The sequence below is a fragment of the Chryseobacterium culicis genome, from assembly GCF_900108365.1.
Taxonomy (GTDB): Bacteria; Bacteroidota; Bacteroidia; order Flavobacteriales; family Weeksellaceae; genus Chryseobacterium; species Chryseobacterium culicis.
The window spans coordinates 736672-747560 of the sequence record NZ_FNWQ01000003.1 but is presented as its reverse complement, the minus strand read 5'-3'; the positions used below and the strand labels follow the sequence as shown (position 1 = coordinate 747560).

Sequence of the window (10889 nt, the reverse complement as noted above, 5' to 3'; positions counted from 1 at the left end):
TTGAAATGACCAAATGTTTCTGAAAGAAATTTTAAAGTTTTTTAAGTAACCTTAACCCTTTCCTAAACCTTCAATCCTATACTCCTGCGCTCCCTCTAATTGGGACTGCAAAGATAATAACTATTTTTAAAACCACAACTCTTTTCTCAAAAAATTTAAAAGTTTTTTTTAGCCCTCTCTTATGAAGTATCATCATGTTTATGCTTATCTAAAAGCTCTCCTGCGCTTACTGATCAACTCTCGTTTTCAGTGGGGCAAAGATAACAACTTATTAACACGCAAAACAAGTTTATTGAACATAAATATTACCTTTTGTTCATATTCAACCCTAAGAACCTGATTCAAAGGAAGAAAAATTTTAACATTTGTTTGGAATATTGAACACAGCGGAAGTTTGACCCTTTTTATGAGTAATAAGTATCAGTAATAAGTAATGAAAGGTATCCTTATATTATACAGTAGATATCTTTCTATGTGATTTGACTGAAGCCAACAAGGAGAGTCTCTTTGATTAACAGGGTTAAAAGAGTTTCTATTGAAATAGCCCGGTACAATCAATCGCAGGCAGCACGGATTTGTACAATAAGGTATGTGTATTTATATAAGAGTAAAAGGAAAAAGAAACCGAAAAATAATCTGCCCCAGCACAACAGAAGCTTTTTCACTTTATACTATATATTATAAAAAGGAGTACTTGATCAATCGTAAGGCTAATCAAATAACTTTAGTTGTTGATCCCGGGTTCCGGTGAAGTTGTCAGTTGAAAGCTTTGGAAATTCTTTACCTTCAAAAAACTTCTTTCTACCAATTTTAAAAGTAGTATGGATCATTTCCGCAATGTTACCCTCCCCTTTTTGTCTTTCAAAATATCTCTTGTCCCCCAATTTTCCTCCCCGCATGGATCTGATTAGGTTTAAGACTTTCTGTGCTCTGTCCGGAAAATGGGTTTCAATCCAATTTACAAAAACAGGCTCTACTGTGTCATTCAATCTGACTAAGGTATATCCGAATCCCAATGCTCCCGCATCAGAAATGGACTTTACTATATTCAATGGTTCATCGCTATTGAGTCCGGGAATAACAGGAGCAACCATTACATGGACCGGAATATTGTTTTCAGACAGAATTTCAACGGCTTTTAACTTGTTTTTTGCCGAACTTGTTCTTGGCTCCATCTTTCGTCTAAGTTCTTCATTGATTGTTGGGATGCTTAAAGAAACGGAGACAAGGTTCTGTTCTGCCATCGGCTTTAAAATATCCAGATCTCTCAAGACCATTGCATTTTTCGTCAGAATATTGACAGGATGCCTGTAATCCAGACAAACCTGCAGTAATTTTCTGGTAATTTCAAATTGTCTTTCTGCGGGCTGATAGCAGTCTGTATTTCCAGATAACAGAATCGGGGCTGGTTTATAGCCTCTCTTTTGAAAAAATTTTTCCAGAAGTTCGGGTGCGTTTTTCTTTACCATGATTTTTCTTTCAAAATCAATCCCGGCGCTATATCCCCAATATTCGTGGGTAGGTCTTGCAAAGCAATACGAGCAGCCATGTTCACACCCCTGATAAGGGTTCATGGAATATTCCATCGGGAGGTCTTCGCTTTTGACCTGATTGACAATGGTTTTGGGAAAAACCTCCGTGAAAGAAGTTTTTACGGTTTCGAAATCTTCATCTTCAGGCTCATAGGTATACCTGTCGAAACGATTGACAACGTTCCGCTGAGCTCCCTGACCTTTGATGAAATTTTCGTTCTGCATGATAATGTAAAATTAAAGTGGAATTTTTATAAAATAATGAGTTTTAACATTAAAGTTTTCCACAAAAAAAATCCAACACCTTCAAAAGTGTTGGATTTAAACATAATTAAATATATTTTTTTACTACTTCAGCGCATAAAATTCCACTCCGTGTGTCTCATCGTCATGGTTCTTTTCATCAAAGTGTCTGTGATAATCCGAATAGGAATCACTATATTTTTTATCTTTTTTCGTCAAAATTTTTTTTATACTGATTAAGCCTAATACTGCCAAAAGACCAACTCCTCCTGCCAGTAAAACTCCAACTTCTTTTTTCATATTTTCTCTGATTTATTATTGATACCATTGCAAAAAGCATACCTCTTTTATTTTTTCAAATTATAAATTTTGTTAACATTAAACTTTATTATTAGGAAAATTACAATCTCCTATTTTTCTTATGTTTAGAAATTGCAATGGTTTAATTATTGTACTTAATATCAAAAATAATATTATGGAAAATCCAGAAAACATTGACAGAATGACGACCCTAAGCCAAGTGATGAAAACGCTTTCTGAAAGAGGAATACACAGAGAATTCAGAATGAATGAAAATTGCGAAATGAAGTTTGAAAATTCTGATATCGTTTATCAGCCGACTGATTTGGTGATTTTAAAAACTTACCGTTTTGAAGGAGACAGCAATCCAGATGACAGCGCAGTGCTTTATGTGGTAAAAGATAATGCCGGAAACCGCGGAATGATTATAGATTCCTACGGTGCAGACAGCAATTATCCCGGAGAAGAGTTTGACAAGTTTCTAAGGGATATTCCTATTCTGGAAAGTGATGAATTCAATTTTTAATCAAATGTACCTTATGTTGATTTTTTAAACCATTAAGATCATTTTAGTTGAAATCATTTATTTTTAAACAAGTACAATGATGACTCTCTCTTAATGGTTTAAAAAATTATTCTTCAGATTTTTCTTTTTTCTTGAATATATTGTTCAGAAAACCTTTCTTTTCTTTTTTCTCTTCTGAGGGTTGAGATGTTTTATTCCTGATCTCCTGTTTTATTTCGTTTACAGATTGTTTCATCTCCTTCACAGATGACACGGCATTTTTCACTTTCTTTTCTGTTTTTTCTACATTGGCTCCAATCAGTGTTTTCTTCAGCCCCTGCTCAATTCCTTTCCAGAAAAGGTTAAAAAAAGATTTTGTGGGATCACGCTCTACGTTTTCTACAGCAACGGATTCAGGATAGCTTCCTGAATCTGACTTTATGAAAATATTGGCTACTGCCGTCAGAAAGCCTTTTTTCTCATGATTATTTTTATTTAAAACTGCAATTTTAAGATCTTTATGCTTGAGATTAAATGTTCCGTGTAATCCTGCCGGATTTCCTTTAAAGTTAAAACGCATTTCCTGGATAGTCCCGGCAGTAGCCGTTACATGAAGGTAAGGTCTTATAAAGGGATTGATTCCGCTGGCGGGAAGACCGGTTGTCTTACCTGAAATTGCAAATCCGTCATTCTGATCTGCTACATCAAAGTTCCAGTTTACGGAAAGCGGTGATAGGTTCATGAATGAACAGTTGATTTTAATATCCACCTTGGTTGGTCTACCTTTTACTTTGGCAGAATTCAGGTTTTTGACATTCATATTAAAGTTGCTGAATGTCAATTTTCCGGGACCCATGCTTTCTGGTGTATCTTCTTCATATACCAGCACGGAGTTTTTCAGATCGAGATTATTAATCGTCATCGGAATTTTAACAGAACGCAGCATTTTTGAATACAAAGCCTTGATTTTTGGATCATCTTTCGGGATTTTACTTCTGAAAATATTAGCGTTTGCAGACTCAATGCCTACATGGGAAGCGCTTACTGTTTTATTGTGGGAAAACAGTTCCCACTCTCCTTCTGCAGTTATTTGCGTGGCCTTCAGATCATATAAATCTCTCTCAACAGGTATCATTTTGATAAACTGTGCTCTTGAAACGAGAGGCTTCATGGCAAAATTATTGATCTGGATCTTATTTTTATTCAGTTTCAGAAGCCCAAGGCTCATGTTGTAGAATTGCGTTTTGTAAGCAAGATTTCTGGTGGTTATATAATAGTCTTTTACTTTAAAAGAAAGTCCTGGCTGGTTAGATTTTGGTGATAATTCAATATTATTTGCTGTGGCATTCAGATCATGAAAAGCCAATGGCTCTTTTCCATTGTCATAAGTGATATTAGAGTTTTTTAGGGAAACCTTCCTTACAATAATGGATTGAATAATCCCAGGACCGGAAATTGTATTCTGCTTTTTCTGTTCTGCTTTAAAGGTTCCGTTTACTTTATCTACGAGAACATCTTTGATATCGAGATTGAGTTTTTTATCTGTGAATTCCAGCTTATTGATGTTAAACGCAATATGATCTGTTTTCAAACTCACTGCCGTTTTTTCTTCTGCCGAAGAACCAGACGTAAGAACCATATCCAGAATTTCACCATTTGTAGGTTTAAGCGCAACACTTCTAATGGCAATATTCCGGTGATCAGAATATACGATATCTCTTCCTGAAAGTAAAAAATCCTTATACCCGACCGGAATCACCTGTTCTGAGCTTTCTTTATCAAACTTAAGCTGATTAATATTTAAATTAAGCTTTCCGACCGACAAGAGTTTATTGCCATCAGGCTTATTGATCTGCACTACAGCATTATTCAGCTGAATATTTTGTAGATCAACCTCAAAATTTGTTTTTTTCTCCTTGTTTTTAGCTTTTACTCCTGTTTGATACACCGTAAAAATAGGGTTTCGGAAATCAGCATTAGCTAGTGAAACCTTATTTTTATTCAAAATCACATCTTTGAATTCCATTTTCGGAACAGCAAATTCGAATAGCTGAGTTTTTTTGGGATAAAACTTTTTAAACTGGGCAAAGGAAAGGAGGGGAGTCAGCCTGAAATTTTCCACGGACATCTGCCCGTCACTTGTATTGATCTTATTGATTGTAATAGCATATGTTTGGTCCGGGCGGAAAAAAAACTTTTGTCCTTTTATGCTGTATCTGTCAAATACAACAGGAAGCTTGTTTTCAACAGATTCTTCGGTCATCTGTAGGTTTTCCACAAAAAGATCAAGCTGCTGTACAGACAAAAATTTCTGTTTTGTATGTCGGAAAACTGCAATTTTACCATTATTAATCCTGATATTTTCGAATAAGACCGGGTTTCTTTTCTTTCCCGTTTTTTGGTCAACGGGCTTTGCAAGGATAACATTTAAGTTGGGGTTTGCCAGCAGCAGATCCGAAGAGCTGATTCTTTTGTTAAAAATGGCATCGTAAATCCCGAAACGGCTTATTTTCAAGGTATCTACAGTTCCCTGTAGCCCGATAACGTCTGTATTTTGCGGATCTTTACTGTTTACCGAAATGCCTGTTGCCAAGATATTCCCTGTTCCCAGATCTACATCCAGTGTTTTATAAGAAACTTTATAAGCCGTATTTTTCTTTATATAGCCAGGCAGCTGGGTTTTCAGCCATATATTCAGTCCGAAATTCGCAGCCAGAAGAATTCCTGCCAGAATCCCGAAACTTATCAATAGTCTTTTCACCCATTTTTTCATATTTGTGATTTGGTTTTTATTTATTAGATCAATCAGTTCTTTATCTCAAGCTCGATCATATACCCTTCGTGTCCCCTGACATTAATGAAATTTCCTCCTTCGAATCCGAGATACTGTCCTTTGATACCTGTAAGCCTTCCTGTAAATTCAGGTTTTTTGTCCAAAGTAAAAGAAGTGACTTTCTCAGGTTTTGCAAAAGGATAATCGAACATCCACAGATCTTCACCATCACTGTAGAATTTCTGAAAATCTTCAGGGAAATATTCTTTTATCTTCTGTCTGAAATCGGCAAGGTCTACTTCTCCTTCAAAATCATCCTGCAGCATTTTCCGCCAATTGGTCTTATCCGGCAGATGATCTTTTAACGCAACTTCTATCATTCCTGCTTCGTAACGGTTTTCTGTTCTTGCAATGGGCAATGCAAAAGTCGCACCCTGATCTATCCATCTTGTAGGAATCTGGGTATTTCTGGTAACCCCTACTTTCACATCTCCCGTATAAGCAAGGTAAACGGTATGTGGCTGCAGCTGGATTTGTTTTTCAATCTCCAGATCACGTTCTGCAATGTCAAGATGTGCTGTAGAAAGCTCAGGACGTATAATGGTATCACTTGCATAAGGACTCTCAAAAAAGCAGTTTTTGCAGAATCCCATTCTGTAAATAGGTTTGTTTTCCCCGCAGTTTACACATTGGAATCCGGTATGTTTTATGCTTAATTCCTTTCCAAACAGCTCATTCATGTGGATCAGATCTCCTGAAAGACTGAGATAGTACTGGATTGGCTTTGCATCGTAGCTTGTCATTTTTAAAATTTGCCCTTGAAACTGCATATTATATTTATATTACTTTTTTAAGTAAATTTAATGATTATATTTTTCAAAAGTAAAATTTATATTTTTGCACTCATAAAAAATACAAATGGTTTATCTTATAACAGGCGGCAGTGGGTTCATTGGTTCCCATTTAATTGAACGATTGTTGAGAAATGGACATTCTGTCATAAACATTGACAATTTTGATGATTTCTACAGCTATCAGGTAAAAATTAAAAATACTTTAGAGTCTATTGGCAAAATTTCGGATTTTGAATTTTCGGAAAAAGAGACTGATATCCAACATTTGGCCTCTCTTTCCCATTCTGATCAATACTCCCTCTATTGGCAGGATATCCGGGATAAAAACGGCCTGGAAAACATTTTTAAAAATCATCATATTGATATGGTGATTCACCTGGCAGCCCTTGCAGGTGTTCGGCCTTCTATTGAGCGCCCACTGGAATACGAAGAAGTGAATGTACGCGGCACAATGAATCTTTGGGAGCTGTGTAAGGAGTTTAATATTAAGAAGTTTATTTGTGCCTCCTCTTCAAGCGTCTATGGAAACAATGAAAAAATTCCTTTCTCAGAGACCGACAATGTAGACAATCCTATTTCTCCTTATGCGGCTACTAAGAAAAGCGGAGAAGTCATTGGACACGTTTACCATAGTTTATATCATATAGATATGATTCAGCTTAGGTTCTTTACAGTTTACGGACCAAGACAAAGACCGGATCTTGCAATACACAAATTTGCAAAGCTCATTTCAGAAGATCAGGCAATCCCTTTTTATGGGGACGGGAGTACAGCCAGAGATTATACTTATATAGACGATATTATTGACGGAATTACCAAGTCTATCTTATATCTGGAAACTCATTCCGGAGTATATGAAATTCTGAATCTGGGAGAAAACCAGGTAATCACTTTATCAGAAATGGTAAATACGATAGAAAAAGCACTCGGAAAAACTGCCAATAAAAAAATTCTGCCAATGCAGCCGGGAGATGTCACAAAAACGAATGCCGATATTACAAAAGCAATGGCTTTAATAGGGTATAAACCGGCCACAGACTTCCAAAATGGCATAAAAAAATTTGTGGAATGGTTTTTGAGAAAACGACATTAAGTAAATTGCTGACACAGCTGCCAGCCAGTTTGTGACAGCCATTTATAAGAAAAAATTATAAAAAGAATTGAAAATCAAGTATAAAAAAGTTTATTATACAACCTATTTTTATACTTTTGCAAAAAATTAGAAAATTATGTACTGGACATTAGAATTAGCTTCATATTTAAGTGACGCACCTTGGCCAATGACAAAAGCAGAGCTTATCGACTACGCAATCAGAACTGGTGCACCTATGGAAGTAGTAGAAAACCTTCAGGCCATTGAAGACGAGGGAGAAATTTACGAATCTATCGAAGAAGTATGGAGTGACTATCCTACTGACGAAGATTTCCTTTGGAACGAGGACGAATATTAATAAAGCGATAAGCTTTAGGCTGCGTGCTTAGAGCTTTTTTGCCCTTTTTATATATTAATTTACACGATAAGTGTTATTTAAAACGCTTAAAGCATTTTGCATTAAGCATAAAGCAAAAAATTTATGAGTTTTTTAAACAAAGTTCTTAAAGGGTTTTTGGGAGACAAAAAAGCGCAGGACCTAAAAGAAGTAAAAAAAGTTGTAACAAAAATCAAAGCTGTAGAACCTAACATTCAACAATTGTCGGATGATGGGCTGAGACAAAAAACTGCTGAGTTTAAAGAGAATATAAAATCTGCTACCAGCAAGATTACAGCTCAGATAGAACAGATAAAAGAGCAGATAAAAAATTCAACCAACGTTGACGAAAAAGAAGCGCTTTTTACAAAAATTGAGTCTCTTAAAAAAGAATCATACGAAATTGAAGAGAAAGTTCTGGTTCAGATTCTTCCTGAAGCTTTTGCATTGATCAAAGAAACGGCAAGAAGATGGGCTCAGAATGGAGAAATCCGTGTAACGGCTAGTGACTGGGACAGAGAACTTGCTGAGGCAGGAAAAGATTTCGTTAGCATTCAGGGAGACACAGCTGTTTGGAAAAACTCATGGGACGCTGCCGGAACTCCTGTAGTTTGGGATATGGTCCACTATGATGTTCAGTTTATCGGAGGGATTATTCTTCACAGCGGTAAAATTGCCGAGATGGCAACCGGTGAAGGTAAAACTTTGGTAGGAACATTACCTATTTATTTAAATTCACTTCCTGAAAGAGGAGTACACGTTGTAACCGTGAACGACTACCTGGCGAAGAGAGACTCCGCATGGATGGGACCTCTTTATCAGTTCCACGGAATGTCTATTGATTGTATCGATAACCACCAGCCGAACTCAGATGGAAGAAGAAAGGCATACAACTCTGATATTACATACGGAACGAATAACGAATTCGGGTTCGATTATCTTAGAGATAACATGGTGACCTCACCTTCAGAACTTGTACAAAGAGAACTGAACTTTGCCATTGTGGATGAAGTTGACTCTGTATTGGTAGATGATGCAAGAACACCATTAATCATCTCTGGTCCGGTTCCTCAGGGAGACAGACAGGAGTTTGATGTATTAAAGCCTTCTATCGACAGAATTGTTGAAGTACAAAAGAAAACCGTTTCTGCTATTTTTAATGAAGCAAAAAAATTAATCGCTGCAGGAAATACAAAAGAAGGAGGTTTTAAATTGCTTCAGGCATACAGAGGTCTTCCAAAAAACAGACAATTAATCAAATTCTTATCGGAAAGCGGTAACAGAGCATTGCTTCAGAAAGTTGAGGCACAGTACATGCAGGACAACAACCGTGATATGCCGATCGTAGATAAAGATCTTTACTTCGTAATCGAGGAGAAAAACAATCAGGTAGACCTTACAGACAAAGGTGTTGAATACATGTCTCAGGGTAACTCTGATCCTAACTTCTTTGTCCTTCCTGATATCGGAACTGAGATTGCAGAAGTAGAAGCTAAAAACTTATCTAAAGAAGAGGAGTTTGAAGCAAAAGAAAGACTTTTCTCAGATTTTGCTGAAAAATCTGAACGTGTTCACACGATGAGCCAGCTATTGAAAGCGTACACATTATTTGAAAAAGATGATGAGTATGTAGTCATTGATGGTGAAGTAAAAATCGTTGATGAGCAGACAGGTCGTATCATGGAGGGACGTCGTTATTCAGACGGCCTTCACCAGGCAATCGAAGCGAAAGAGAATGTAAAAATAGAGGCAGCTACTCAAACTTTTGCAACCATCACGCTTCAGAACTATTTCCGTATGTATAACAAGCTTGCGGGGATGACGGGTACTGCTGAAACTGAAGCCGGAGAGCTTTGGGAGATCTATAAACTGGATGTAGTGGTAATTCCTACTAACCGTCCTATTTTAAGACATGACAAACAAGACTTGGTTTTCAAAACCAACAGAGAAAAATATAATGCCGTAATTGAAGAAATTGAAAAATTAACAGCACAGAAAAGACCTGTACTTGTGGGTACTACTTCTGTGGAAATTTCTCAGTTGCTTTCCAAGGCACTTCAATTAAGAAAAATTCCGCACCAGGTATTGAACGCGAAGCTTCATAAAAAAGAAGCAGAAATTGTAGCGGGAGCAGGACAGCCGGGTGTTGTAACCATTGCAACGAACATGGCAGGCCGTGGTACGGATATCAAGCTATCCAAAGAAGTGAAAGAAGCAGGAGGATTAGCGATCATCGGTACAGAAAGACACGATTCAAGACGTGTTGACAGACAGCTGAGAGGTAGAGCAGGACGTCAGGGAGACCCGGGAAGTTCTCAGTTCTATGTATCTCTTGAAGATAACTTAATGCGTTTGTTCGGTTCTGAAAGAATTGCTAAAATGATGGACAGAATGGGTCATAAAGAAGGCGAAGTAATTCAGCACTCCATGATCAGCAAGTCTATTGAAAGAGCTCAGAAGAAAGTAGAAGAAAACAACTTCGGAACAAGAAAGAGACTTCTTGAGTACGACGATGTAATGAACAAGCAGCGTGACGTTATTTATAAGAGAAGAAAAAATGCGCTTTTCGGAGACCACTTGAAGTATGACATTACGAATATGATTTTCGATGTTGCCAATTCTATCGTTGCGAAAGGAAAAGCTTCAGGAAATTATAAAGATTTTGAATACGAGATCATTAAAACATTCACCATGGAATCTCCGGTTTCTCAAAGTGATTTTAATAATAAAAACGTTCAGGATCTGACGAATATCTTATTCAAAGCAGCTCAGGAAGATTACAGAATGAAGCTGAACCTATTGAAAGAAAAATCATTCCCAATTATTGAGAATGTTTATCAAAATCAGGGTTCAATGTTCAAAATGATCCAGGTTCCTTTTACCGACGGGCACAAAACAATGACTATTGTAGCTGATCTTAAAGAAGCTTATGATACTCACTGTGAAAGCTTGGTAAATGACTTTGAAAAGAACATTACTTTATCAATCATTGATGAAAACTGGAAGCTTCACCTACGTGAGATGGACGACTTAAGAAGATCTTCACAAGGAGCTGTTTATGAGCAGAAAGATCCACTTGTGATTTATAAGCAGGAATCTTTCCACTTATTCAGTGAAATGATCGACAAACTGAACAAAGAAATTATTTCTTTCTTATACAAAGGAGAAATCCCGGCTTAAGAAAATTTTAATAAAATTCTATAAAAACCGCTC

At 36.8% G+C, this 10889-nt stretch carries 8 protein-coding genes; 4 read left to right on the top strand and 4 right to left on the bottom strand.

What is annotated here, in order from left to right; all coding sequences use genetic code 11:
• Positions 1-710: 710 nt before the first annotated feature.
• Both BLW74_RS15100 and BLW74_RS15095 read right to left on the bottom strand, forming a co-directional pair.
• Complete coding sequence (locus tag BLW74_RS15100; protein WP_089693544.1) at positions 711-1757, bottom strand: PA0069 family radical SAM protein; 1047 nt, start codon at positions 1755-1757, stop codon at positions 711-713.
• Between the two features lie 123 nt (positions 1758-1880).
• The gene (locus BLW74_RS15095; RefSeq protein WP_089693543.1) at positions 1881-2075 is read right to left on the bottom strand and encodes a hypothetical protein; all 195 of its coding nucleotides are present in this window, start codon (positions 2073-2075) and stop codon (positions 1881-1883) included.
• Positions 2076-2250: 175 nt separating this feature from the next.
• On the opposite strand from BLW74_RS15095, the gene BLW74_RS15090 reads away from it, so the two are divergent.
• Entirely contained in the window at positions 2251-2601 is a 351-nt protein-coding gene (locus tag BLW74_RS15090; protein ID WP_089693541.1) for a hypothetical protein, read from the top strand.
• Between the two features lie 106 nt (positions 2602-2707).
• Here BLW74_RS15090 and BLW74_RS15085 read toward each other — a convergent pair whose 3' ends face one another.
• Together BLW74_RS15085 and BLW74_RS15080 are read right to left on the bottom strand one after the other, a co-directional pair.
• Complete coding sequence (locus tag BLW74_RS15085; protein WP_089693539.1) at positions 2708-5353, bottom strand: AsmA family protein; 2646 nt, start codon at positions 5351-5353, stop codon at positions 2708-2710.
• Positions 5354-5385: 32 nt separating this feature from the next.
• Positions 5386-6183 carry a DUF2797 domain-containing protein gene (locus BLW74_RS15080; RefSeq protein ID WP_089693536.1) on the bottom strand — a complete coding sequence of 266 codons (798 nt, stop codon included), beginning with the start codon at positions 6181-6183 and terminating at the stop codon, positions 5386-5388.
• A gap of 88 nt (positions 6184-6271) precedes the next feature.
• Here BLW74_RS15080 and BLW74_RS15075 point away from each other — a divergent pair, with 88 nt between their 5' ends.
• The 3 genes from BLW74_RS15075 (at position 6272) to secA (ending at position 10856) form a co-directional block, all read left to right on the top strand.
• A complete protein-coding gene (locus BLW74_RS15075; RefSeq protein ID WP_089693534.1) occupies positions 6272-7300 on the top strand; it encodes a GDP-mannose 4,6-dehydratase in 1029 nt (342 codons plus the stop codon).
• Positions 7301-7436: 136 nt separating this feature from the next.
• The gene (locus tag BLW74_RS15070) at positions 7437-7658 is read left to right on the top strand and encodes a DUF2795 domain-containing protein (RefSeq protein ID WP_002662059.1); all 222 of its coding nucleotides are present in this window, start codon (positions 7437-7439) and stop codon (positions 7656-7658) included.
• A 123-nt stretch (positions 7659-7781) separates the two neighbouring features.
• A complete protein-coding gene (secA, locus tag BLW74_RS15065; RefSeq protein WP_089693533.1) occupies positions 7782-10856 on the top strand; it encodes a preprotein translocase subunit SecA in 3075 nt (1024 codons plus the stop codon).
• Positions 10857-10889 lie beyond the last annotated feature (33 nt).

Bases quoted from the DNA above. Each gene is read 5' to 3' on its own strand.
- BLW74_RS15095 (WP_089693543.1), bottom strand. From the start codon at position 2,075: ATGAAAAAAGAAGTTGGAGTTTTACTGGCAGGAGGAGTTGGTCTTTTG.
- BLW74_RS15070 (WP_002662059.1), top strand. From the start codon at position 7,437: ATGTACTGGACATTAGAATTAGCTTCATATTTAAGTGACGCACCTTGG.
- BLW74_RS15085 (WP_089693539.1), bottom strand. From the start codon at position 5,353: ATGAAAAAATGGGTGAAAAGACTATTGATAAGTTTCGGGATTCTGGCA.
- secA (WP_089693533.1), top strand. From the start codon at position 7,782: ATGAGTTTTTTAAACAAAGTTCTTAAAGGGTTTTTGGGAGACAAAAAA.
- BLW74_RS15100 (WP_089693544.1), bottom strand. From the start codon at position 1,757: ATGCAGAACGAAAATTTCATCAAAGGTCAGGGAGCTCAGCGGAACGTT.
- BLW74_RS15075 (WP_089693534.1), top strand. From the start codon at position 6,272: ATGGTTTATCTTATAACAGGCGGCAGTGGGTTCATTGGTTCCCATTTA.
- BLW74_RS15080 (WP_089693536.1), bottom strand. From the start codon at position 6,183: ATGCAGTTTCAAGGGCAAATTTTAAAAATGACAAGCTACGATGCAAAG.
- BLW74_RS15090 (WP_089693541.1), top strand. From the start codon at position 2,251: ATGGAAAATCCAGAAAACATTGACAGAATGACGACCCTAAGCCAAGTG.